Source organism: Ralstonia sp. RL, assembly GCF_001683835.1.
In the GTDB taxonomy this organism is placed as follows: domain Bacteria; phylum Pseudomonadota; class Gammaproteobacteria; order Burkholderiales; family Burkholderiaceae; genus Ralstonia; species Ralstonia mannitolilytica.
This window is the reverse complement of sequence record NZ_LWRX01000250.1, coordinates 235,332-257,325: the sequence shown is the minus strand read 5'-3', so window position 1 is coordinate 257,325 and position 21,994 is coordinate 235,332. Positions and strand designations below refer to the sequence as shown.

The 21,994-nt window shown below is 66.7% G+C and carries 23 protein-coding genes and 1 tRNA gene; 8 read left to right on the top strand and 16 right to left on the bottom strand.

Annotated elements, in window-relative coordinates; translation table 11 throughout:
- Positions 1–111: 111 nt before the first annotated feature.
- Genes kynA through kynB form a run of 3 tightly spaced genes read right to left on the bottom strand, consistent with a single transcriptional unit; the run spans position 112 to position 2,911 of the window.
- Positions 112–948, bottom strand: a complete 837-nt coding sequence (gene kynA, locus A6M56_RS24055) for a tryptophan 2,3-dioxygenase (RefSeq protein ID WP_045786279.1) — start codon at positions 946–948, stop codon at positions 112–114.
- Positions 949–988: 40 nt separating this feature from the next.
- Positions 989–2,242 carry a kynureninase gene (kynU, locus tag A6M56_RS24050; RefSeq protein WP_102080918.1) on the bottom strand — a complete coding sequence of 418 codons (1,254 nt, stop codon included), beginning with the start codon at positions 2,240–2,242 and terminating at the stop codon, positions 989–991.
- A 30-nt stretch (positions 2,243–2,272) separates the two neighbouring features.
- Positions 2,273–2,911: an arylformamidase gene (gene kynB / locus A6M56_RS24045; protein ID WP_045786281.1), complete on the bottom strand. Its 639-nt coding sequence runs from the start codon at positions 2,909–2,911 to the stop codon at positions 2,273–2,275.
- A 148-nt stretch (positions 2,912–3,059) separates the two neighbouring features.
- Between kynB and A6M56_RS24040 the strand changes: the two genes are divergently transcribed.
- Positions 3,060–3,593 carry an Lrp/AsnC family transcriptional regulator gene (locus A6M56_RS24040; protein ID WP_063393000.1) on the top strand — a complete coding sequence of 178 codons (534 nt, stop codon included), beginning with the start codon at positions 3,060–3,062 and terminating at the stop codon, positions 3,591–3,593.
- 66 nt (positions 3,594–3,659) lie between these two features.
- Positions 3,660–3,866: a DUF3079 domain-containing protein gene (locus A6M56_RS24035; RefSeq protein ID WP_045786283.1), complete on the top strand. Its 207-nt coding sequence runs from the start codon at positions 3,660–3,662 to the stop codon at positions 3,864–3,866.
- Positions 3,867–3,875: 9 nt separating this feature from the next.
- Here A6M56_RS24035 and A6M56_RS24030 read toward each other — a convergent pair whose 3' ends face one another.
- A complete protein-coding gene (locus A6M56_RS24030) occupies positions 3,876–4,448 on the bottom strand; it encodes a flavin reductase family protein (RefSeq protein ID WP_045786284.1) in 573 nt (190 codons plus the stop codon).
- 195 nt (positions 4,449–4,643) lie between these two features.
- Between A6M56_RS24030 and msrA the strand changes: the two genes are divergently transcribed.
- Entirely contained in the window at positions 4,644–5,204 is a 561-nt protein-coding gene (msrA, locus tag A6M56_RS24025) for a peptide-methionine (S)-S-oxide reductase MsrA (RefSeq protein ID WP_045786285.1), read from the top strand.
- Positions 5,205–5,219: 15 nt separating this feature from the next.
- Here msrA and A6M56_RS24020 read toward each other — a convergent pair whose 3' ends face one another.
- From A6M56_RS24020 to pdxH, 3 genes are all read right to left on the bottom strand, one after another.
- The gene (locus tag A6M56_RS24020; protein WP_045786286.1) at positions 5,220–6,296 is read right to left on the bottom strand and encodes a DUF72 domain-containing protein; all 1,077 of its coding nucleotides are present in this window, start codon (positions 6,294–6,296) and stop codon (positions 5,220–5,222) included.
- Between the two features lie 4 nt (positions 6,297–6,300).
- Positions 6,301–7,521: a class I SAM-dependent methyltransferase gene (locus A6M56_RS24015; RefSeq protein WP_045786287.1), complete on the bottom strand. Its 1,221-nt coding sequence runs from the start codon at positions 7,519–7,521 to the stop codon at positions 6,301–6,303.
- Positions 7,522–7,714: 193 nt separating this feature from the next.
- Positions 7,715–8,353: a pyridoxamine 5'-phosphate oxidase gene (pdxH, locus tag A6M56_RS24010; RefSeq protein WP_102080919.1), complete on the bottom strand. Its 639-nt coding sequence runs from the start codon at positions 8,351–8,353 to the stop codon at positions 7,715–7,717.
- Between the two features lie 215 nt (positions 8,354–8,568).
- Here pdxH and A6M56_RS24005 point away from each other — a divergent pair, with 215 nt between their 5' ends.
- Genes A6M56_RS24005 through A6M56_RS23995 form a run of 3 tightly spaced genes read left to right on the top strand, consistent with a single transcriptional unit; the run spans position 8,569 to position 11,958 of the window.
- On the top strand, positions 8,569–9,057 hold the full coding sequence (locus tag A6M56_RS24005; RefSeq protein ID WP_102080984.1) for a sugar dehydrogenase complex small subunit: 489 nt from the start codon (positions 8,569–8,571) through the stop codon (positions 9,055–9,057).
- On the top strand, positions 9,057–10,679 hold the full coding sequence (locus A6M56_RS24000) for a GMC family oxidoreductase (protein WP_102080920.1): 1,623 nt from the start codon (positions 9,057–9,059) through the stop codon (positions 10,677–10,679). The genes A6M56_RS24005 and A6M56_RS24000 overlap by 1 nt, the downstream gene beginning before the upstream one ends.
- A 1-nt stretch (position 10,680) precedes the next feature.
- Positions 10,681–11,958 carry a cytochrome c gene (locus A6M56_RS23995; RefSeq protein WP_102080921.1) on the top strand — a complete coding sequence of 426 codons (1,278 nt, stop codon included), beginning with the start codon at positions 10,681–10,683 and terminating at the stop codon, positions 11,956–11,958.
- Positions 11,959–11,967: 9 nt separating this feature from the next.
- Here the strand turns inward: A6M56_RS23995 and A6M56_RS23990 are convergent, their stop codons facing one another.
- Positions 11,968–14,265 carry an AsmA family protein gene (locus A6M56_RS23990; protein ID WP_102080985.1) on the bottom strand — a complete coding sequence of 766 codons (2,298 nt, stop codon included), beginning with the start codon at positions 14,263–14,265 and terminating at the stop codon, positions 11,968–11,970.
- 83 nt (positions 14,266–14,348) lie between these two features.
- Between A6M56_RS23990 and tcdA the strand changes: the two genes are divergently transcribed.
- Positions 14,349–15,251, top strand: a complete 903-nt coding sequence (gene tcdA / locus A6M56_RS23985) for a tRNA cyclic N6-threonylcarbamoyladenosine(37) synthase TcdA (protein WP_102080922.1) — start codon at positions 14,349–14,351, stop codon at positions 15,249–15,251.
- 7 nt (positions 15,252–15,258) lie between these two features.
- Here tcdA and A6M56_RS23980 read toward each other — a convergent pair whose 3' ends face one another.
- The 3 genes from A6M56_RS23980 to trxA all read right to left on the bottom strand — a co-directional run bounded on the left by A6M56_RS23980 (position 15,259) and on the right by trxA (position 17,282).
- A complete protein-coding gene (locus A6M56_RS23980; protein ID WP_045786292.1) occupies positions 15,259–15,684 on the bottom strand; it encodes a bacteriohemerythrin in 426 nt (141 codons plus the stop codon).
- Positions 15,685–15,763: 79 nt separating this feature from the next.
- Complete coding sequence (locus A6M56_RS23975; RefSeq protein WP_102080923.1) at positions 15,764–16,429, bottom strand: DsbA family protein; 666 nt, start codon at positions 16,427–16,429, stop codon at positions 15,764–15,766.
- Between the two features lie 7 nt (positions 16,430–16,436).
- Positions 16,437–17,282, bottom strand: coding sequence for a thioredoxin (trxA, locus tag A6M56_RS23970; RefSeq protein ID WP_102080924.1), 846 nt, complete (start codon positions 17,280–17,282; stop codon positions 16,437–16,439).
- A gap of 191 nt (positions 17,283–17,473) precedes the next feature.
- Here trxA and A6M56_RS23965 point away from each other — a divergent pair, with 191 nt between their 5' ends.
- On the top strand, positions 17,474–19,180 hold the full coding sequence (locus A6M56_RS23965) for a long-chain fatty acid--CoA ligase (RefSeq protein WP_286758474.1): 1,707 nt from the start codon (positions 17,474–17,476) through the stop codon (positions 19,178–19,180).
- 28 nt (positions 19,181–19,208) lie between these two features.
- Here the strand turns inward: A6M56_RS23965 and A6M56_RS23960 are convergent, their stop codons facing one another.
- From A6M56_RS23960 to A6M56_RS23940, 5 genes are all read right to left on the bottom strand, one after another.
- Entirely contained in the window at positions 19,209–20,003 is a 795-nt protein-coding gene (locus A6M56_RS23960; protein ID WP_286758473.1) for an ankyrin repeat domain-containing protein, read from the bottom strand.
- Positions 20,004–20,014: 11 nt separating this feature from the next.
- Positions 20,015–20,743 (bottom strand): gamma-glutamylcyclotransferase, encoded by a 729-nt coding sequence (locus A6M56_RS23955; protein WP_102080927.1) that lies wholly within the window; start codon positions 20,741–20,743, stop codon positions 20,015–20,017.
- A gap of 136 nt (positions 20,744–20,879) precedes the next feature.
- Positions 20,880–20,955, bottom strand: a tRNA-Cys gene (locus A6M56_RS23950).
- Positions 20,956–21,018: 63 nt separating this feature from the next.
- Positions 21,019–21,369: an FKBP-type peptidyl-prolyl cis-trans isomerase gene (locus A6M56_RS23945; protein WP_045786297.1), complete on the bottom strand. Its 351-nt coding sequence runs from the start codon at positions 21,367–21,369 to the stop codon at positions 21,019–21,021.
- A gap of 38 nt (positions 21,370–21,407) precedes the next feature.
- A complete protein-coding gene (locus A6M56_RS23940) occupies positions 21,408–21,956 on the bottom strand; it encodes a YaeQ family protein (protein ID WP_045786298.1) in 549 nt (182 codons plus the stop codon).
- Positions 21,957–21,994: the final 38 nt, after the last annotated feature.

Here is a 21,994-nt window from a genome sequence, read left to right as displayed (position 1 = left end):
AATCCTTCGCCATCTCGGGCGCGCCTTTCTTTGCTTACTTTCTTTGGCAAGACAGGGAAGGTGAGTCAGCCCCGGCAGGGGAGGAAACCAGAGATCGACCAATAGCAAAAGTCACAAGTCAGTGCGCAACTTCCAAAGCTCCGGAAACAACACCACATCGAGCATCTTCCGCAGATAACCGACGCCTTCCGTACCACCGGTCCCACGCTTGAAGCCGATCACCCGCTCGACCGTTGTCACATGCCGGAACCGCCACTGCCGGAACGCATCCTCGAGGTCGACAAACTTCTCCGCCAGCTCATACAGCTCCCAGTGGTGCGTCGGGTCACGATAGACCTCCAGCCAGGCCGCCTCCACCGAAGCGTTGTAGGTGACCGGCCGCGACCAGTCCCGCTCCACGCAATCCGCATCGAAGCTGAACCCGTGGCGCGCCATGTAGCGCACGGCTTCGTCGTACAGCGACGGCGTCTCCAGCGCGGCCTTCACCTGCGCGTAATGCTCCGGCCGGTGCGCATGCGGCCTGAGCATTGCCGCATTCTTGTTGCCGAGAATGAATTCGATCTCGCGGTACTGATACGACTGGAAGCCGGACGACTGCCCCAGGTGCGGACGCATGGCCGAGTACTCGGGCGGCGTCATCGTGGCAAGCACGTTCCACGCCTGCACCAGTTGGTCCATGATGCGCGACACGCGCGCCAGCATCTTGAAAGCGGGCGGCAGGTCGTCGTTGCGCACGCAATCCCGCGCTGCGCGCAGCTCATGCAGCATCAGCTTCATCCACAGCTCGGTGGTCTGATGCTGCACGATGAACAGCATTTCGTTGTGATCGGGCGAGCGCGGGTGCTGCGCGTTCAGGATCTGGTCAAGCGCCAGGTAGTCGCCATAGCTCATCGACTGCGAGAAATCCATCTGCGCGTCATGCCAGCTGTCGGCCTGGCCACCGTGCATGGGGCAGCCCGATGCTGCGGGTCGGTTCGGCGTTGTCATTTCAGGTCACCAGCGTACGTTCGTTGAATTGCGCCGATTGCCACGCGCCTGTTTCCAGCACGTCGCGCAGCACGTCCACGGCATCCCAAACATCGGCAAAGCTCGTGTACAGCGGCGTGAAGCCGAAGCGCATGATGCGCGGCTCGCGGTAGTCGCCGATCACGCCGCGAGCGATCAGCGCCTGCATCACAGCATAGCCGTTCGGGTGCTCGTAGCTGACGTGGCTGCCGCGGATGCCATGGTCGCGCGGTGTGACCAGCGTGAGCGGGAAGCCCGCGCAGCGCGTTTCCACCAGCGAGATGAAGAGATCGGTCAGCGCGAGGGACTTGGTCCGCAACTCGGCCATCGACGTCTGCGCGAAGATATCGAGCCCGCATTCCACCATCGCCATCGACGTGATCGGCTGCGTGCCGCACAGGAAGCGGCCGATGCCGGCATCGGCGTCGTAGCGTGATTCCATCGCGAACGGCCGCGCATGCCCCCACCAGCCCGAGAGCGGCTGCCAGAAGCGCTCGCGCAGTTTTGGCGCGACCCACACGAACGCCGGCGAACCGGGGCCGCCGTTCAGGTACTTGTACGTGCAGCCGATGGCGTAGTCCGCGCCGCCTGCGTGCAGGTCCACGGGCACCGCGCCGGCCGAGTGCGCCAGATCCCAGATCGCCAGCGCGCCCTGCTTGTGCGCCAGCGCCGAGACGGCAGCCATGTCGTACATGTGCCCGCTCTTGTAGTTCACGTGCGTCAGCATGGTGACGGCGACGTCGTCGCCCAGCGCGCCTTCCAGTTCTTCCGGCGAGTCGATCAGGCGCAGTTTGTAGCCATCGCGCAGCAGGTCGGCCAGCCCTTCAGCGATGTACAGATCGGTCGGAAAGTTATGCGTTTCCGACACGATGATCTTGCGGGCGGGCGCGTCTTCGCGCTGCACGCGAATCGCGGCGGCCAGCACCTTGAACAGGTTGATCGACGTGGTGTCGGTGACGACGACTTCGTCTTCGCGTGCACCAATCAGCGGGGCAAGCTTGTTGCCCAGGCGGCGCGGCAGCTCGAACCAGCCGGCCTGGTTCCAGCTGCGGATCAGTCCATCGCCCCATTCATTGGCGACGACTTCCTGCGCGCGGGCCAGCGCAGCCTTGGGCCGTGCGCCGAGCGAATTGCCGTCCAGGTAGATCACGCCGTCGGGCAGCGCAAAGGCGTCGCGCAGCGGCGCGATCGGATCGGCCGCGTCGCGTTCGACGCAGGCGTTTCGAGTGATGGTCATGGTGGATGTCGGGGTGATGAATCGGGTGAATCAGGGCAGGCTGCGCAGCACCGCGCGCACGGGGCTCGCATCGAGCGTGGCGAACTTGAGCGGCAGCGCGATCAGTTCGTAATCGCCGGCGGGCACCTCGTCGAGGAGCAGCCCTTCGAGGATGGCCAGACCGTGCCTGCCGACCGCGTGGTGCGCGTCCATGGTCTTGGAGGTCTGCGGATCGAGCGAGGCGGTGTCGACACCGACGAGCTTCACGCCGTGCGCGGCCAGCAGTTCGATCGTCTCGGGCGCGACGGCGGCAAAGTGGTCGTCCCACATGGTCTGCGGCATCTGCGCGTACGTGCGCAGCAGCACGCGCGGCGGCGTGGGCGACGGATGGGCCAGCGCATCACGAACGTGTTCCGGCTCGACGCGCGCTACGCCCACGCAGTGGATGACGCGGCACGGGCCGAGGTACGCGTCCAGCGCCACCTGCCCGATCGCGGCGCCGTCCGCGCGGTAGTGCAGCGGGGCATCGGCATGCGCGCCGGTGTGCGGCGACAGCGTGATGCGGCCGACGTTGACGGGGCAATCGCCTTCGAGCTTCCACGCAATTTCCTGCGAAAACGGCGTGTCGCCGGGCCACGTCGGCGTGGCGGGCGAGAGGGCGGGGCTGATGTCCCACAAAGTGCGTTTCAAGGCGGCTCCCCGGCAGAAAATTCGTCGAATCCGTGCCGAAATGATAGGGAAATCCACGCGCAATGGGTTTGCATATTCGTGCGCACGATTCCGTTCGATTCGCATAAAATTCAACGAATTAACGGAATTACGCAAAGAACGACGACAGATGCAACTTGATACCACCGATCTGCGCATTCTCCAGGTCTTGCAGGAAGACGGCCGCATCAGCAATCAGGACTTGGCCGAGCGGGTGGCGCTGTCGCCATCGGCCTGCCTGCGGCGCGTGCGGATGCTGGAAGAGGGCGGCGCCATCACCGGCTACCGGGCGCAGCTGGGCCGGGCAGCGCTGGGGCTGGAGCTCGAGGCCATCGTGCAAGTGTCGATGCGGCAGGACGTGACGGGCTGGCACGAGACCTTCATGGCCGCCGTGCAGAGTTGGCCCGAGATCGTCGCGGCCTACATCATCACCGGCGATTGCAACTACATCCTGCGCGTGCAGGCGCCCACGCTGCAGCACTATTCGGAGTTCATCATCGAGCGGCTGTACAAGACGCCTGGCGTGATGGACATCCGCTCGAACATCGTCCTGCGCACGATCAAGGATCGCGATGGCGGGCTGGCGCTGCTCATGGAATCGCGCGGCGTGCGGCCGCTGGAAAGCGGTGCGACGGGCAAGCGCGGCAAGTCCGGCGGCGTCTGACGGCGGTCAAATCGCGACCGCCGGCATGCGCGGATAGTGAGCCTGTGTTGTCGACCGGAGCCGGTCATGGCCAAGAGGTTTCCGTTGCATCCCGTACACCCCGAGCGCATCTGCTGGGGCTGCGACAAGTACTGCCGCGCCGACGCCCTCGCTTGCGGCAACGGCTCGGGCCGCACCCAGCACCCTGCAGAGCTGCTCGGCGATGACTGGTACGCATGCGGGGATTGGGGCATCGAAGCCGAGGCCCCGCGCAAGACGGCAAGCCGCGGGTGACGCGGCAACTTACTTGCCGAGCGGATCAAGCGACGAAAACGCGCCGCGATGAAACACCAGCGGCGCGGCGTTGGCATCCACCACTCCGCAGCGCTCGACTTCGCCGACGAAGATGACATGGTCGCCTTCGTCGTACCGGCTGCGGTTATGGCACTCGAACCATGCCAGCGATTGTGCAAGGATCGGCAGGCCGGTCGGGCTCAGCGCGTAGTCGATGTTGGCGAAGCGGTCGCCCTTGAGCGTGGCGAAGCGCTTGCACAGGTCGAGCTGGTCGGCCGCCAGGATGTTGATCACGTAGTGCGAGCCGGCGTGGAACAACGGGAACGAGTTCGCCTGCGTGCCAAGGCTCCACAGCACCAGCGGCGGGTCGAGCGACACCGAGTTGAACGAGCTGGCCGTCACACCGACGAACGCAGGCTTGCCGGGGCCCCCGTCAGAGCGCGTGGTGACCACCGTCACGCCAGTGGCAAATTGCGACAGGGCATGCCGGAAGTGCGCGGCATCGAAGTCGGGCGGGGCGGCGCGGCTTGTGCGACCGCGTGCCGACGCCTCGCGCGTCGGTCCGCTGTCGCGCGCCTCCATGGGAATGGCTCCGTGGTGATCCATGCAAACGACCCAAAGTAATGCGCAATTGTAACGGACGGGCGATAAGCCGCCCCTGCGTAGGGCTTTGCGTGATGCTGCACACACATGTTGGCGCGGGTGCCGGTGCCTGTGTCAGGATAAGCGCCCTGCGCCGACCAATGGCATCCCATCCAACCCAGCAGGAGAAACCAAATGACCGAGCAACGCGCCCTTGAAACCGCCGTCCTGGGCGGAGGCTGCTTCTGGTGCCTCGAGGCTGTCTTCCAGCAGGTGCAAGGCGTGCACAGCGTGGTGTCCGGCTATGCCGGCGGCCATGTCGATCACCCCAGCTATCGGGCCGTCTGCAATGGCGACACCGGCCATGCCGAAGTGGTGGCGGTGCAGTTCGATCCGGCGGTGATCCCGTACCGCGAGATTCTCGACATCTTCTTCGCCATCCATGACCCGACGACGCCGGACCGGCAGGGCAACGACGTCGGGCCGCAATACCGGTCTGCCATCTTCGCGCAGACGCCCGGGCAACTGGCAACGGCCCGTGAGGCGGTCGCCGCGCTCGACGCCAGCGCTGTCTTCGATGCGCCCATCGTGACGGAGCTGGTGGATGCCAGCGCGGGCAAGGTGACCTTCTGGCGCGCGGAAGACGAACACCAGAACTACTTCCGAGATCATCCGGCGCAGGGTTACTGCGCGTTCGTCATCTCGCCCAAGGTGGCGAAGTTCCGCAAGCAGTTCGCGCACCGCCTGCAGGGCTGAGGGAAGGCGCCGGGGTTACGCTGCGCCGCCCGGCAGGCGCGCGGCGATGGCCTCGGCCAGCTTGATGCACGACAGCGGCGACGATCCTTCCGCCTTGTTGCTGACCAGGATGGTTACCTTGCGCCCCGCCGCGAGCGCGGCAATGGCCATGTCGGCCAGCGTCTCGCGCGAAAACAGGTCTTCGTCGACGAGCTTGTTGAAGGGCTTGTAGGCGGCCTCGGCCTGCGCATAGCGGTAACGGCTGTTCAGGTTCCAGCGCACCACCAGGGGACCGCCGCCGCCTTCATCGAGCAGGGCCACGGCGGCCGCTTGCCGGTCGGCCGCGGGCATCCGCTCGTGCAACCCGACGCAGTAGCGCACGCCGACCGCACGCAGCATCTTGATGAAGCGAGGCGTGAGCAGCGTGGCATCGCGCAATTCCACCGCGTACACGGCATCGGGGTTGTGTTGCCGGTCCAGCGGCGGCAGTGCAGCCAGAAACGCTTCGAGCCGCTCCACGAAGCCGATGGCGTCTTCGGCCAGCGCGCCCAGCGGCGAAAACTGGAACACCAGCGGCCCACAACGCATGCCGAGCCCGCGCGTGGCTGGGTCGATAAAGTCCCGCACCGCGAATTCCGCGTTCAGGAAGGCCGGGTTGGGCATGCGGCCGCGCCCGTCCAGTTCGCGAATCCACGCGTCGCACACGGCGGCGGGCGCCTTGACGGCAAAGCGGAACGCTTCGGGCACGCTGGCCGCGTAGGCGACGTAGTCGGCCAGCGGAATCGGAGCGTAGAAGCCGCGATCGATGCTGACGGTACGCAGCAGCGGGTGCATCGCGTAGGCCGCCAGTCCTTTGCGCGCCAGCATCGACTCGGAATACTCGCCCGCATAGACGAGTCCATCCCATCCCGGATACGACCACGATGACGTGCCGATGCGCAGGTCGGGCGGCAGGCGCAGCGCGAGCTCTGCCACCTCGGGCGGGACGGCGGCCGGCTGCACGCCCTGGCGGGCGGGAGAACGCTTCGGTTTGGGAAGCGGTTCGGCCGCCGCGGTATCGCTGGGGGCCGGCGGCGCGCCGAACAGGTCGTCGATGGGCGGCGTGGCGGTCAAATGGTCAGGGGTAGATGTAGCGGCGCGACCACGGGATCGATGCGGCGGGCTTGCCGGCCTTTTGCAGCACGGTCTGGAAGATCGAGATCTCGTCGGCGTCGAAGGCATGTGCGCAGCCGGCGAGGTAGACACGCCAGATGCGGTACTTCTTCTCGCCGACCATGTTGCGGATGGTCTCGCCGTGGGTTTCGAAGCGTTCGGCCCAGTGCTGGAGCGTGCGCGCATAGTGGCGGCGCAGGCTTTCGACGTCAAGCGCTTCGAGGCCGCCTTCCTGCGCGGCGGACAGCGCCAGCGAGATGTGTGGCAGCTCGCCCTGCGGGAAGACGTAACGGTCGATGAAATCGCCGCCACCCATCGAGCTCTCGCCCCCGGCCGGGTCCGACGACGTGATGCCATGGTTCATGGCGACGCCGTCGTCGGCAAGCAGGTCATGCATGCGGCGGAAATAGCCGGGCAGATTCTTGCGGCCGACATGTTCGAACATCCCGACGCTGGTGATGCGGTCGAACTTGCCAGTGAGGTCGCGGTAGTCCTGGATGCGGATTTCGATGCGGTCTTCGAGGCCTGCGGCCTTCACGCGTTCGCGTGCGAGGTCGTACTGGTTCTGCGACAGCGTCACGCCCAGGCAGCGCGCGCCGTACTTCTGCGCCGCACGCAGCACCAGCGCGCCCCAGCCGCAGCCGATGTCGAGCAGCGTCTGCCCGGGCTGCAGGCGGATCTTGGTGAGGATGTGGTCGATCTTCTTGAGCTGCGCTTCATCGAGGGTTTCGTTGCCGTTCTCGAAGTAGGCGCACGAATACACCATGTTTTCGTCAAGCCACAGCTTGTAGAAGTCGTTGGATACGTCGTAGTGGTACTGGATCGATTCCTTGTCGCCTTCCTTCGTGTGGGCGAAATGGCGTACCACGCGGGCCAGCGCGTTGCCGCTGGTGGCGGCGGCCGAGGCGGCCAGCCCATAGCCGACGTTGATGATGTCGGCGAGCTTGCCTTCCAGGTCGATCTTTTCCTGAACGTAAGCCTCACCGAGGTTGTTCAGCGTGGGGGAGAGCAGCAGCGGCAGCGCGCTTGCTTCGCGCACGGTCAGCGTGACACGGGGTTGGTCGAAACGGCCGAGCTCGTATTGGTCGCCGTTCCAGAGGCGCAGGCGCACCGGAAGGTTGGCAGACTCGCGGATGTCCTGAATCCACTGTTCGAGCTTGCGGTCAATCGCCTGTTGAAAAAGCATGTCGACGCCTCCCTCATGTGCAGAAGTTCGGGGCAGCCATCGGATTGCCGCCCGAACGGATCACATTAGCTTACGACAAACTTTCCCATTGTGCTGTGCGGGTCTTGCCGGCGTCGGCTGGCCGTATCCGGCGGCAGCAAGCGCCATGCCCGGTTTGCCGCACTGCGCAATGCGTCATTGCGCGCGCCGGTGGTCAAGGGGCCAGGCGCACGATCCTCCAGTCGCCGTCTGCCTGTCTGCGATATTCGAGCCGGTCGTGCAGGCGCGACGGGCGGCCCTGCCAGAACTCCAGCCGCTCGGGCAGCAGGCGATAGCCGCCCCAGTGCGGCGGGCGCGGCGGGGCATCGCCAAAACGCTGGCGATACTCGGCTTCGCGGGCTTCGAGCGTGGCGCGGTCCGGCACCTCGCAGCTCTGCTCGGAGGCCCAGGCGCCCAGCCGCGATCCGAGCGGGCGCGAGTGGTAGTAGGCATCGCTTTCGGCGTCGCTCACCTTTTCGACGATGCCCTGGATGCGCACCTGGCGCTCCAGCCCGATCCAGTGAAACAGCAGGGCGGCGCGCGGGTTGGCGGCAAGTTCTTCGCCCTTGTGGCTGGCGTAGTTGGTGAAGAACGTGAAACCGCGCTCGTCGAGGTTCTTGAGCAGGACGATGCGCGCGGAAGGCTGGCCGTGGGCGTCGACGGTGGCCAGCGCCATGGCGTTGACTTCGGCCACTTCCGCCTTGAGCGCCTCATCGAACCAGCGGCGGAACTGGCGCAGGGGGTTGGTGTCCACGTCGGTGATGTCGAGCGAGGCGCGGGCGTATTCGGTACGGATGTCGGCGATGGAGGTCATGGGCGGTCAGGGTGGATGCGGCAAAGCGGCGTGCGGCCCGAGTATAGACAAACGCGCGGGGCCTCCGTTTGCGTGCGCGCAAGCCGCGCTGGCACGGTTCGCGCTTGGGCCGTTGTTCTGGCGATCCGCATTGCGGCGCCTATATTGGCTAGTCAAGGGCGCCCGGCAGACGGTGCCCGGCATCGTTCCCGCAAATGTTTCAACAGGATGTCGAGATGGACGCCCATTCCCCCACTCCCGAACCCCCGCAGACCGGCCTGACGCGCCGGCAGTGGCTGCAGGGCGCGCTGGCCCTGGCCGCTGCCGGCCTGGTCGGCTCGCAGGTGCTGCGTGCCGTTGCGCAGGTACCCACCGAACCGCTGGATGCCTTCATGGCGCTGTCGCAGGCGTTGACGGGGCGGCCCGCACTGGACCGTGCGGTCGGGACGCGGCTGCTCGCGGCGCTTGGCAAGTCGGGGGCCGGTTTTGCCGTGCAACTGCGGCCGCTGGCGCAGGCGCTGGCCGCCGGTTCGTTGTCGGATGCGCAGCAAAAGACCGCGCTCAACATTCTGGAAGCCTGGTACGTGGGCGTGGTCGACGGCAACGTTGTCACGTATGAGCAGGCACTGATGTACAGCGTGGTGTCGGATACGCTCGTCATCCGCACGTATTGTCCCAACCAGCCCGGCTTCTGGGCCGAGCCCCCGGTCGAGAGGCAAGCCTGATGCCGGATACCCAACAAGCCGCACAACAGGCTGACATCGTGGTGGTGGGGTCCGGCGTGGCCGGCGCGCTGGTGGCATACGAATTGGCGCGTGCAGGCAAGTCGGTGCTGATGCTCGAAGCCGGCCCGCGCCTGCCGCGCTGGGAGATCGTCGAGCGCTTCCGCAACCAGGCCGACAAGATGGATTTCATGGCGCCGTATCCGTCCATGCCGTGGGCGCCGCATCCGGAGTACGGGCCGCCCAACAACTACCTGATCCTCAAGGGCGAGCACCAGTTCAACTCGCAGTACATCCGCGCCGTGGGCGGGACGACCTGGCACTGGGCGGCGTCCACGTGGCGTTTCCTGCCGAACGACTTCAAGCTGCGCAGCGTGTACGGCATCGCGCGCGACTGGCCCATCCAGTACGACGATCTCGAGCGCTACTACGGCCTCGCCGAAGCCGCGCTCGGCGTGTGGGGGCCCAATGACGAAGACCTTGGCTCGCCGCGCAGCCAGCCGTATCCGATGGCCCCGCTGCCGCTGTCGTTCAACGAACGCACGATCAAGGAAGCGCTCAACGCGCACGACCCGAGCTACCACGTGGTGACCGAACCCGTGGCGCGCAACAGCCGCCCGTACGACGGCCGCCCGACCTGCTGCGGTAACAACAACTGCATGCCGATCTGCCCGATCGGCGCAATGTACAACGGCATCTTCCATGTCGAGAAGGCCGAGCAGGCCGGCGCCCGCCTGATTGAAAACGCTGTCGTCTACAAGCTGGAAGTCGGCGCCAACAAGCGCATCGTCGCCGCGCGCTACAAGGATTCGAAGGGCGGCGAGCATCGCGTGGAAGGCAAGTGGTTCGTGCTGGCCGCCAATGGCATCGAGACTCCCAAGCTGATGCTGATGTCGACGAGCCACGATTTTCCGAAGGGCGTGGGCAACAGCTCCGACATGGTCGGGCGCAACCTGATGGACCATCCCGGCACCGGCGTGAGCTTCTATGCCGACCGCAAGCTCTGGCCAGGGCGCGGGCCGCAGGAGATGACCTCGCTGATCGGCTTTCGCGACGGGCCGTTCCGCGCGACGCAGGCCGGCAAGAAGCTGCACCTCTCCAACATCTCGCGCATCGAGCAGGAGACCGTGCGCATCTTCAAGGAAGGCAAGCTCATCAAACCTCCCCAACTGGACGCGCGCATCCGTGACCAGGCGGCGCGCTACGTGCAGTTCGACAGCTTCCACGAGATCCTGCCGCTGCCGGAAAACCGCATCGTGCCCAGCAGTACGGAGGTCGATGCCATCGGCATTCCGCGCCCGGAGATCACCTACCACATCGACGACTACGTCAAACGCAGCGCCGTGCACACGCGCGAGGTGTATGCCACCGCGGCCAAGGTGCTGGGCGGCACCGACGTGCAGTTCCATGATGACTTCGCGCCCAACAACCACATCACGGGAGCGACCATCATGGGCGCAGACCCGAAGGATTCGGTGGTCGACAAGGACTGCCGCACGTTCGACCACCCCAACCTGTTCATCAGCAGCAGTTCGACCATGCCGACGGTCGGCACCGTCAACGTCACGCTGACGATCGCCGCGCTGGCGCTGCGCATTGCCGACCAGCTCAAGAAGGAGGCCTGATATGAAGGCGATCGCTTCTTTCCTGGTGCTCTGCAGCGCGAGCGTGGCCGCCTGGGCCACGGACACGCCGGCCGATACCGCGCAGATCAAGCGGGGCGAATACCTCGCCATTGCGGCCGACTGCGCCGCCTGCCATACCGCGCCCGGCGGCAAGCCGTTTGCGGGCGGCCTGCCCATGCCGATCCCGATGCTGGGCACGATCTACACGAGCAACATCACGCCCGACGAGAAGACCGGCATCGGCAAGTGGAGCTACGAAGATTTCGAGCGCGCCGTGCGCAGGGGCGTGGACGACGCGGGCAACAACCTGTATCCGGCCATGCCGTATCCGTCGTACGCGAAGATCAGCGACGCGGACATGCGCGATCTCTACGCGTACTTCCGCTACGGCGTGCCCGCCGTGCAGAACGACCCGCCGCCGAGCACCATCCGCTGGCCGCTGAACATGCGCTGGCCGCTCAAGCTGTGGAACCTCGTCTTTCTGAAGACCGAACCGTACGTGCCGCGTGGCGACAAGAGCCCGACGTGGAACCGCGGCGCCTATCTGACCCAGGGCCTTGCGCACTGCGGCACGTGCCACACGCCGCGCGGCTTCGCCATGCAGGAGAAGGCCATGGACGAGCGCGGCAAGGGGTACCTGGCGGGCTCCACGCTGGCCGGGTGGACGGCGTTCAACATCACGTCCGACCCGACCAGCGGCATTGGCGCCTGGAAACCCGAACAGGTCGTGCAGTATCTGCGCACGGGCAGCGTGCCGGGCGTGGCCCAGGCTGCCGGGCCGATGGGCGAAGCGGTGCAGCACAGCTTCTCGCGCATGACGACGCAGGACATCGAGGCCATCGCCGAATACCTGCGCACCGTGCCGGCTGTGAGCAACAACCTCGAACGCGCGCGGCACGACTGGGGCAAGCCCGCCACCGACGTCACCGCGCTGCGCGGCAAGCCGATCGAAACCACCATCGATGCGGCGCGCCTGTACCTCGGCAACTGCGCCACCTGCCACCAGGCGGATGGGCGCGGCACGCCTGACGGCTACTACCCGCCACTGCTGCACAACTCCACGGTGGGCGCGCGTGACACCACCAATCTCGTGCAGGTCATCATGAACGGCATCGAGCGCAAGGCCGGCGACCGGCACATCGGCATGCCAGCGTTCGGGCGCGAGCTGTCGGATGCGCAGTTGGCGGCGCTCACGAACTACCTTACGCGGCAGTTCGGCGACCCGGCCACGCCGCAGTTGACGGCAGACGCGATTGCCAAACGGCGCTCGGGCCGATGAGCGGGCGGCTTAGCCGCCGGTCGTGTGCGGATCCCGCGATGCCGGGGCGGCCGGCTGGGCCGGACGCTGGGGCGGCGTCGCGGCAGCGGCCGGTTGTGCGGGCTTGATGTCGCCCTCGGGTGTGCGACCCGGCTTGTTGCTTTGATACGCCTTGCCGGGCGGCGGGGCTGTCGGACGCTTGCGTACATCTGCGAGCAGCCTGCCGCAGGCGCTGTCCGGCGCCGGTTTGAGTTCGAGCACCGGCAGCACGGCGGCCACCGGCGCGGTCAGCGCCAGCGCCACCGCCCCGCCTGCACGCAGCGCCACCACGGCGGGATTGACCGACACATCCGGATGCTTGTACGTGCCCTTCACGTAAAGCGGCGTGCGCAGCGAGAACACGCGCAGCCCCTTCGAATCCGGGTGGATCGTGAAATCGAGCGCTTCACGCTTGAAGCTCGTCGCACCCGTGATGTCGATGACGGCATCCTGCGTATCCACCACGAAGGTGCGCGCCTGCGCCAGCCCGTCGCTCACGGCGAAGTCGCCCACGGCGCAGTTGATGGTGACCTGCTTGTCGCCGAAGAGCTTGGTGAGGATCACGTTCGCCACGTTCAACCCCATCGCTTCGAGGATGAACTTGCTCACCGTGCCCTGCTCGACCATGATCTTCAGCTCGCCATTGGACGAGCCGAGCAGCGCCGCCACCGAGTTGCCGGTCGCCGAGAGGCGCGCGTCGCCGTTGAGTTCGCCCACGCTCGCGCGCATCGATTCGATCTTCGGGAAGAGCTGCTTGATCTTGAAGTGCCGCGCCGCCAATGCCGCGCGTGCCTGCATCGGCGTCGCATGGCCGTCGAGCTGGATGTTGGAGTTGAGCGTGCCGCCCGCCATGCCGAAGTTCAGCGGGTCCAGCGTCAACACCGCATCTTGCAGCTTGATGTGCGTGACCAGGTGGTCGATGGGCAGCTCCTTGGTGCGGACGATGCGCTCGCCGGTGAACTTCACGTCGGCGTCGATGGCGTTCCAGCGGTCGGTGCGGAATGGTTCGACGGGCAGGACCTTGTCAGCCGGCTGGCGCACCGTCTTCCCGCTCGGTTCGGCAGTGGGGTCGACGCTCGGGTCCGCACGCCTCGCCTTGCTGGCGTTGGAGTCTGCCCCGATGATCGGCGCCAGGTCTGCAAACAGCAGCTGGCGCGAGACCAGCTCGCCGGTCAGCAAGGGCCGCGGCTCTCGCATCGCAAAGGTCAGCGTACCCGCCAGGTCTGAGCTGCCGACGCGGCCGGTGAACTTTTCATAGCGCCATGTCGATCCCTGCTTGCGCAACTCGCCGATCAGCCGGCCGCGCGTGTCGAACGGCGGCGTGTCGGGCAGCACCACGCCCGTGAGCGGATAGAGGTGCGCCATGCTCGCGCCCGACAGATGCAGGCGCAGGTCCAGCGCCGCCAGTCTCGCCGGGTTGGTCAGCGTGCCTGCCAGGTCGATGCGCGTCTTGCCGACCGTCACGTCGGCCTGCACCGGGAAGGGCCGCTGCGTGTCCTGCAGGCGCAGCACGCCGCCGGCCTTGCCGCTGCCGCTGATGGCCGCGTTGTTGTACGTGCCCTTGACCGTCCAGGCAATGCCGTACGGCTGCTGCGGATCGGGCGCGACGGCCGCCGCCGCACTCGCCCCGGAAGCCGCTGCGCCCGAGTTGCCGGGCACCTTGGCGGCTTGGTCCTCGCCCTTGATCGTGGTGCCGTTGGCCGCGGCGTAGAGCGCCTGGTTGTCGACCGTGTCGATCGTCGCGGCCAGGTGGATGCGCTTGATCTCGTCGTCGAGCGCCAGCGAGCCCTTGCTGAACGCGATCTCGCGCAACTCGAGTTTCCAGTCCGAGGGCTTCTTGTCGCCGTCGCGGCCGGTGAGGTCGAACGTCCAGTTGTTGCGGTTCTCCTTGTCGCGCTCCAGCGCAATGATGGGCGTGTCGAGCGCGACGCTCGGGATGACGATGCGGTGCGCCAGCAGCGGCAGTGCTTCAAGCACGAACGTGAGCTGATGGATTGTCGCGACATGCGGCTGCCGGGCCCAGTCCGGATTGCCGACGGTGATGTCCTTGGCGATCAGCCGCGGCCAGGGCACGTACGCGCGCCATCCGGATTCCCCTTCGGGCTTCTTCCACGTAAAGATCAGGTCGCCGTTGATGGCGAAGGGCCGGCCGATGGCTTGCGAGACGCGATCGTTGAGATACGGCCGTGCGCGGTTCCAGTCAAACGTCAGCACAAACACGACGGCTGCCGCCACGATGACGACGGGCGTGATGATCAGTCCGAGGGCGAGCTTGCCGGAGGTCCGCATGGTCTTCTTGTAGGTATCGAGCACGGAAAATGCGATCGCCCGCGTTGAGCTATAGTTCGGCGCAACCGCAATTCCATTGTGTCATGAGCCAAGTAGCAATCAGCGCGCCCGCGCACCCGCCCATCCTCGACGACGAATACGCACGCCGGTTCGGCGGCGTGGCACGGCTGTACGGCCCGCAGGCGCTGGGGCGCTTTGCCGCGGCCCACGTGTGCGTGATCGGCATCGGCGGCGTGGGGTCGTGGGCGGCGGAGGCGCTGGCGCGTTGCGGTGTGGGCAAGCTCACGTTGATCGACCTGGATCACATTGCGGTGTCCAACACCAACCGCCAGATCCATGCGCTCGGTGATGCGTATGGCATGGCCAAGGTCGATGCGATGGCCGAGCGGATCCTGCAGATCAATCCGCGCGCCGAGATCAGCCGCATCGACGACTTTGTGACGGTGGAGAACGTCGAGGGGCTGCTCGGCCACCCGTTCGACTATGTGGTCGACGCCATCGATGCCGTCAAGGTGAAGACGGCCATCGTCGCGTTCTGCAAGCGCACCGGCAAACGCGTGGTGACATGTGGCGCCGCCGGCGGCCAGCTTGATCCGACCCGCATCCGCGTGACCGACCTCTCGCGCACGATCCAGGACCCGCTGCTCGCCAAGGTGCGCGGCAACCTGCGGCGCCAGCACGGTTTTTCGAAAAACCCGAAAGCCAAGTTCGGCATCGACGCCGTGTTCTCGGACGAGCCGCTGCGTTATCCCGAGCCGGAGCAGCAGGCATGTGCCGTCGAGGTGCCGGCGGAATCGAGCCATGCCGGCATCGATGACCTGGCTGCCGCAGGGCAGATCGAAGTCGTCAACGCGCCGCCCGCGCCCCAGCCGTCGCAGGGGCCGCAGGGCCTGGCCTGTGCCGGCTTCGGGTCGTCGGTGTGCGTGACGGCGGTGTTCGGCATGGTCGCAGCGTCGACGGCATTGCGCGCAATCGCCGCAGCCTGAGCCGCGTTCAGGCGGAGGCTTCGGCCGCCGCGTTCTTGCGTGCGCCCGGTCCGAACTGCGCGAGATGCGTGGTCATCATCCTGTCCATCACATCCACATGCTGTGCGAACCAGGCGGGCAGCTCCGCCACAAGGCGCCGGCCCAGTTCCATGTCGCCGGCCGCGGCGCGCTTGCGCACTTCCCGGCACAGCGCGAGCACGTTGTCGTGCTCGCCGCGATGGCAGTGGCGCGGGGGGAATTCCACGGCGTCCATCCACGCGTTTTCATCGGCAAAGTGCATCTCGGTGTGGGCGATGAACGCATCGAGTGCGGCGATGAACTGTGCGTCGGACGCGTCGGCCACGGCGTTGAGCAGGGCACAGAATTCGGCGTGGTTGGCGTCCGTGGCGGCGTCTCCGAGCTGGAGCGCCTCGGACCATTCGATCACGGGCATGGCGGAAGCACAATGAGATGGACGAGGCGTTCAGCTTAGCGATGGCCGGCTTGCGCTGGCTTGATGCCGGGCAAACCGGCTAGCCGGCGTCGGCGGCCGGGTGCTGCTGCAGCACCTCGACTGCGCGCGCATACAGCGCCACCGAAGGCGCATAGCCGCGTCCGATCTGGTACAGCGTGCCGCCATGTTCGGCCAGCAGGCTCGGAAAACCGTTGATGCCCCAGCGGCGGGACAGGCGGAAGTCTTCGCGCGTTTCGTTGCGCAGCGCCTCGGTGTCGAACGCGGCATCAAAGTGCGCCGCGTCGATGTCGTGGGCGAGCACTACTTGGCGCAGCACGTCCGGGTGCGTGGTGTCACGGCCTTCGGCGTAGAACGCGCGCTGGATGGCATGGAAGACCGTGAGCACGCGCTCGTCGTCCTCGCCCCAGTGCTCGCGCGCCATGACGACGGTGCGGCAGGCGGGTTCGGTGTCGTAGACGAAGCCCTCGCGGCGCATGGCCACCTCCGGCGATTGGTCGAACGGCATGCCGCTGCGCTCGGCAACGGCGTGCCAGTGGTGGAGGATTTCGTCGCGTTTCTCGGGCGCCAGCGGCTCGCGTTGGCCCGGCCGCAGCCCGCCGGTAACGAGCGTGACGGGCACCGGCGCGGCGAGCGCGTCGCCCAGCCGCTCGCGCAGGTCGGCCAGCTGCGGGCCGAAGCCATAGCACCACGAGCACATCGGGTCTGCCACGTAGATCAGTCGCATGGCTTCCTCAGTTCAGTCTGGACGCGAGTTGGCGGCGCCAGTGCGATACCGCCTGCGGGGCGTCGGCCATCATGTCGAACACCGACACCATGGTCTTGCGCGCGATGTCGTCGCGGAACGTGCGGTCGCGCTCGACGATGGCGAGCAGCTGTTCGAGTGCGGCTTCGTATTGGCGGCCGGCGATGTACAGCTGGGCCAGATCGAGCCGCGCCTGCAGGTTGTAGGGCTCGGCGTCGATCTGCGTGCGCAGTGCATCGGCATCGGGAAGCGCGTCGGCGCGCTCGGTCGCCTTCAGGCGCGTTTCCAGCGCAGCGTAGCGCTCGTCCTGCGGCGCTTTGGGCGAGAGCAGGGCGAATTCGTCCTGCGCGGCCTGCACGTCACCGCTGTCGAGCAGCAGGTTCACCAGTGCAAAGCGCGCGGCGTCAAAGCCCGGGTCGAACGCCAGCGCGCTCTGGAAGGCGTCGCGCGCCAGCACCGCGTCGCCGGCCTGGACGGCAGCCAGCCCTTCACGGTAGGCGATCTCGGCGGGCTGCGGAATCACGCGATCCAGGAACGCGCGCAGCTGCGGCTCGGGCAGGACGCCGACGAACTGGTCGACGGGCTGGCCATCCACGAAGGCCACCACATACGGGATGCTCCGTACACGAAACTGCGCAGAAAGCTCGGGGTTCTCGTCGGAGTTGACCTTGGTGAGTTTCCACTTGCCCGCGTATTCGGCCTCCAGCTTTTCCAGCATCGGGCCCAGCGTGCGGCACGGGCCGCACCAGGGCGCCCAGAAATCGACCAGCACGGGGATCTTGCGAGAGGTTTCGATCACTTCCTGCGCGAAATTCTGCAAGGTGACGTCGCTCATCGTCGGGGTTCTCCTCAGAAAGACAGCAGAAAAGCCGGCCGGCGCAACACCGGCGGGCGTCGTCCATTCTACTTGGGGGCATTCCGGCCGTTTTCAGGGCCAACAATGTGTGTCCTGGCAACGGTTGAAAATAGAACGATCGTTCGGATACCATCCGGTAAAAACAACACATACATTCTCGGAGACATGGCATGACACGACCGCACTTCCAGTTCTGGCCCCGGCGTTTGCCGCACAACATCCACTCGCCGCAGACCAGCCTTTGGTACAACCTGGAAGTGTCCGCGCGACGCTATCCGGACAAGGACGCCATCATCTTCTACGGCCGGCACACGACCTTCCGCGAATTGCATGACGACGCCGTGGCCGTGGCCGGCTGGCTGCAGCAGGCGGCGGGCGTGAAGAAGGGCGACCGCGTGCTGCTCTACATGCAGAACTGCCCGCAGCTCATGGCGGCGTACTACGGCATCCTGCGCGCCGATGCGGTGGTCGTGCCGGTGAACCCGATGAACCGGCCCGAGGAGTTCAAGCACTACATCACCGATGCGGGCGCGGCCACGGTCATCTGCAGTGCCGACCTTGCCGTCAACGTAACGGCGGCCAACGCCGACCTTCCCGAGGGGCAGCGCACGCAGCATCTGCTGGTCACGTCTTACGCCGACGCGCTGCCCGCCACGTATGAATATCCCGAAGACGCGCCCCCCGCCTGGATTACGGCCGAGCATCCGGCCCAGCCCGGTGCGGTGGCGTGGAAAGACGTGCTGGCCCAGCGCCTGCAGCCCGGCCCGCATACGGCCGGCCCCGACGACCTCGCCGTGATGCCGTACACGTCGGGCACCACGGGGTTCCCGAAGGGCTGCATGCATCCGCACCGCACCGTCATGCACAACATCGTGGGCGGCTCGCTGTGGTCGGGCGGCACGATGGAAGGCGTGAGCCTGTCGATCATTCCGCTGTTCCACGTGACCGGCATGCAGTACGGCATGAACGCGCCGATCTACATGGGCTCCACGGTGGTGATGCTGCCGCGCTGGGACCGCGAGGTGGCCGGGCGGCTGATCTCGCGCTACAAGGTCACGCACTGGACGAACATCCCGACCATGGTGATCGACTTCCTGGCGAGCCCGCAGCTGGCGGAGTTCGATCTGTCGAGCCTCGTCTACATCGGCGGCGGCGGGGCGGCGATGCCGCAGGCGGTGGCCGAGCGCCTGCTCAAGGAGTTCAACCTGGCGTACCAGGAGGGCTACGGCCTGTCCGAAACGATTGCGCCCACGCACAGCAACCCGGCCGACCGACCCAAGCAGCAGTGCCTGGGCATCCCCGTGTTCAACACCGACGCACGCATCGTCGACCCGCAGACGCTCAAGGAACTGCCGCCGGGCGAAGTGGGCGAGATCATTGTCAGCGGCCCGCAGGTGTTCCTCGGCTACTGGGGCAAGCCGCAGGCCACCGCCGAGGTCTTCATCGAATTCGAAGGCAAGACGTTCTTCCGCACGGGCGATCTCGGCAAGATGGACGAAGAGGGCTATTTCTTCCTCACTGACCGGCTGAAACGCATGATCAACGCGTCGGGCTTCAAGGTGTGGCCGGCCGAGGTGGAAAGCCTGCTGTACAAGCACCCCGACGTGCAGGAAGCCTGCATCATCGGCACGCGCGATGCGTATCGCGGCGAGTCGGTCAAGGCTGTGGTGGTGCTCAAGGCCCACGCCAAGGGCAAGACGACCGAAGAGGACATCATCAACTGGGCGCGCGACAACATGGCGGCCTACAAGTATCCGCGCGTGGTCGAATTTGTGGATGCGCTGCCCAAGTCCGGGACCGGCAAGGTGATGTGGCGCACGCTGCAGGAGCAGGAAAACGCGAGGAACGAGGCGGCCGAGAAACCGGCCGCAGCGTAAGGCAGAAGGGGCCCCGGCGGCCCCTTTTTCAATGCCCGCGCGCCTTGAAGAGCAATGCGCCGATGCCGTGGAAACCGCGCTGCCGCGCATGCCGCATCGGCGTGATGCCGCCGCGGTCGGGCAGGTTGGGGTCGGCGCCGCCGTCGAGGAGGATCTGCGCGGTCTTCTCGTACTTTTCGCTGCCGTCGCCCAGGGCCACGGCTTCGATGAGCGCCGTCAGGCCCAGGTTGTTCGTGGCGTCGGGTGGCACGCCCGCCTTGACGAGCTCGTTGACAACCTCCACGTAGCCGCGCCGTGCGGCAGGGATCAGCGCGGTGTCGCCGTCGGCGTTGGTGGCGCGCAGGTTGGCACCGTGCGACAGCGCCAGCCGGACGGTCTCCGCATCGCCCTGGGCCGCGGCGAGCAGGAAGGCGCTGTTCTGCGCGTTGTCCTGCAGGTTGACGTCGGCGCCGGCCTGGATGAGCAGGCGGGCCGCCGCGCCCATGTGGGCGTACACGGCCGCGATGAGGGCCGTGCGGCCTTCGGCATCGCGCGCCTTCAGGTTGGCGCCCTCGGCGATCAATGACTGAATCGCCATCGTGTTGCCGGTTTGCGCGGCCACGATCAGGTCACGGTCCCGCGTGGCGGGGTCGCTGCGGCGGGTGGGGCGGGCGTCGGGCGTGCTGCCGGCGGGGGGCGCGACCTTGGCGCTGGCGTTGGCCGCCACGCGCACGCTCGGCAGATGCTGCTCCTGCCAGGCGTTGGCCATGTCGCCCACCGCCAGTGCCATCCCGAGCATGACGCCAATCACCTGGTTGAGCGCGGGATGCGGGGCGAGGAGCATGGCGTAAGGGCTCAGGCGCTGAGGTAGGGGTCGGCCTGCGGCGCCGGTTCGGTCGCGGCGGGGGCGTTGGCGGCATCCATCGCCTGCAGCCGCGCCCACAGGCGGTCGAGATAAGCATCACGCAGGCCATTGCTGGCCAGCCCGATCAGCGTGCGCTGCAGGTATTCGCGTGCCGGGCCGTATAACCCGACCGCCTGGCGTAGGCAGCCGACCACGCGTTCGTCGGGCAGGCGGCCTGCATAGGCCTCGTGCGCGCGGTTCATGACGAAGGCGAGGGCGTAGACGCGTTGGCCGTGGATTTCGGTCGGCAGCCAGCGCGGCAGATAGGCGCCGGTCAGCATCTCGCGCCGCCAGAGCACGCGGAACTCGCGCTCGGCATGCTCGCGCGGCACGCGGAAGGCGACGCCGCGGCAGCTGCCGCCGCGGTCGAGCCCGAGCACGAGGCCCGGGTTGTCCCATGTGCCGCGGTTGATGCGGGAATACAGGTAGAAGCCGCGGTGATAGCCGTGCACCGTGGCGGGCGCCGCCTCGGTGTGGAAGATCATCGGGTTCCAGATGAGCGAGCCGTAGCCGAATACCCACGCGTCCTGGCCTTCGCAGGGCGCGCTCGACAGCCGCGCGAGCGTCGATGCAAGCGACGCTTCCAGCGCAGCCTCGGTCAGCAGCGACGACGCGACGGGCGAATCACCCAGGGCGGCGCGCAACCGGTTCTGTTCGAGATCCTCTCGGGTGACGGCCATGTCGCAAGCATAGAGCAATCGTTACGCCTGGTCACGCAGGCGGACGGCCGATGCTGCGGAAACAGCGCGTTGCCGGGCTTGAGGAAGGTCTGACTATGGCGCGGCCGCAACGGTGGTGTCTGCACGGCCAGGAATGTGGAGGCGGGGGAACGGAATTGAACCGTCTTATACGGCTTTGCAAGCCGCAGCATTGACCACTCTGCCACCCCGCCCGGGGGAGGGCCCGCGATGCATCGTGTGACGCATCGCAGGCCGGGCGCGATTCTAGCGCAGGATCAGACTTCGAGCAGGTCGACCTCGAAAAGCAACGTTGCATTCGGGGGGATCACGCCGCCGGCGCCGCGTGCGCCGTATCCCAGCGCGGCCGGGATGATCAGCTTGCGCGTGCCGCCGACCTTCATGCCCTGCACGCCTTCGTCCCAGCCCTTGATGACGTGGCCGGCACCCAGCGGGAAGGCGAACGGGTCGTTGCGGTCCTTGCTGGAGTCGAACTTCTTGCCGGCCTGCCCGTTTTCGTACAGCCAGCCGGTGTAGTGCACGGTGACGTATTTGCCGGCCGTGGCTTCAGCGCCGTCGCCGACGACGACGTCTTCGTATTGCAGGCCGCTTGCGGTGGTGGTGGTCATGGTGAGCCTCGTGGGTAATGACACGGTGAGGGAAAAGCTCAGGCTTGCGCGGCCTTGAGCGTATCGAGCTGAACGTGGACGTTGTCCGCGTCGTTGGCGATCCAGATATCGCCGTCCTGGATGGTCACCTGCAGACGCATGGTGCGTTCCACCATGCCGGCCAGCGCAGCGACGGTATCGGGCGCGACTTCGTAGACCGACAGGTTGGCAAAGCGCGCGACCTTGGTTTCGGTCTGCTGCCACCACACGCGGCTCGCGTTGCCGCTATACGTATATACAGCGACCTGGCCCGCGCGGTTGCATGCCTTGCGGATGCGGGTTTCATCAGGGTTGCCGAGGTCGATCCAGAGTTCGATGGCGTCGGTCAGGTCGCGCTGCCAGAGCTCGGGTTCGTCCGGTTCGGACAGGCCGCGCGTGAAGCCAAGCGCTTCGCTGGCGTGGCGCGCGAAGGCGAGCACGCGCACCATCATGCGCTCATCGTTCTCGCTCGGGTGGCGGGCGACGGTCAGCGCGTGGTTGGCGTAGTAGTGGCGATCCATGTCGGCGATCTGCAGATCGACCTTGTAGATCGTGGATTTGAGGGCCATGCGGGGTCAGCGGAGGGGCGGTTTTCAGCAAAGCGCGC

Excerpts from the sequence above, each read along its gene's own strand:
- kynA (WP_045786279.1), bottom strand. The coding sequence starts at position 948 with ATGCACGGTGGCCAGGCCGACAGCTGGCATGACGCGCAGATGGATTTC.
- kynU (WP_102080918.1), bottom strand. The coding sequence starts at position 2,242 with ATGACCATCACTCGAAACGCCTGCGTCGAACGCGACGCGGCCGATCCG.
- A6M56_RS24040 (WP_063393000.1), top strand. The coding sequence starts at position 3,060 with ATGCAACTTGATACCACCGATCTGCGCATTCTCCAGGTCTTGCAGGAA.
- A6M56_RS24035 (WP_045786283.1), top strand. The coding sequence starts at position 3,660 with ATGGCCAAGAGGTTTCCGTTGCATCCCGTACACCCCGAGCGCATCTGC.
- A6M56_RS24030 (WP_045786284.1), bottom strand. The coding sequence starts at position 4,448 with ATGGAGGCGCGCGACAGCGGACCGACGCGCGAGGCGTCGGCACGCGGT.
- msrA (WP_045786285.1), top strand. The coding sequence starts at position 4,644 with ATGACCGAGCAACGCGCCCTTGAAACCGCCGTCCTGGGCGGAGGCTGC.
- A6M56_RS24015 (WP_045786287.1), bottom strand. The coding sequence starts at position 7,521 with ATGCTTTTTCAACAGGCGATTGACCGCAAGCTCGAACAGTGGATTCAG.
- pdxH (WP_102080919.1), bottom strand. The coding sequence starts at position 8,353 with ATGACCTCCATCGCCGACATCCGTACCGAATACGCCCGCGCCTCGCTC.
- A6M56_RS24005 (WP_102080984.1), top strand. The coding sequence starts at position 8,569 with ATGGACGCCCATTCCCCCACTCCCGAACCCCCGCAGACCGGCCTGACG.
- A6M56_RS24000 (WP_102080920.1), top strand. The coding sequence starts at position 9,057 with ATGCCGGATACCCAACAAGCCGCACAACAGGCTGACATCGTGGTGGTG.
- A6M56_RS23995 (WP_102080921.1), top strand. The coding sequence starts at position 10,681 with ATGAAGGCGATCGCTTCTTTCCTGGTGCTCTGCAGCGCGAGCGTGGCC.
- A6M56_RS23990 (WP_102080985.1), bottom strand. The coding sequence starts at position 14,265 with ATGCGGACCTCCGGCAAGCTCGCCCTCGGACTGATCATCACGCCCGTC.
- tcdA (WP_102080922.1), top strand. The coding sequence starts at position 14,349 with ATGAGCCAAGTAGCAATCAGCGCGCCCGCGCACCCGCCCATCCTCGAC.
- A6M56_RS23980 (WP_045786292.1), bottom strand. The coding sequence starts at position 15,684 with ATGCCCGTGATCGAATGGTCCGAGGCGCTCCAGCTCGGAGACGCCGCC.
- A6M56_RS23975 (WP_102080923.1), bottom strand. The coding sequence starts at position 16,429 with ATGCGACTGATCTACGTGGCAGACCCGATGTGCTCGTGGTGCTATGGC.
- trxA (WP_102080924.1), bottom strand. The coding sequence starts at position 17,282 with ATGAGCGACGTCACCTTGCAGAATTTCGCGCAGGAAGTGATCGAAACC.
- A6M56_RS23965 (WP_286758474.1), top strand. The coding sequence starts at position 17,474 with ATGACACGACCGCACTTCCAGTTCTGGCCCCGGCGTTTGCCGCACAAC.
- A6M56_RS23960 (WP_286758473.1), bottom strand. The coding sequence starts at position 20,003 with ATGCTCCTCGCCCCGCATCCCGCGCTCAACCAGGTGATTGGCGTCATG.
- A6M56_RS23955 (WP_102080927.1), bottom strand. The coding sequence starts at position 20,743 with ATGGCCGTCACCCGAGAGGATCTCGAACAGAACCGGTTGCGCGCCGCC.
- A6M56_RS23945 (WP_045786297.1), bottom strand. The coding sequence starts at position 21,369 with ATGACCACCACCACCGCAAGCGGCCTGCAATACGAAGACGTCGTCGTC.
- A6M56_RS23940 (WP_045786298.1), bottom strand. The coding sequence starts at position 21,956 with ATGGCCCTCAAATCCACGATCTACAAGGTCGATCTGCAGATCGCCGAC.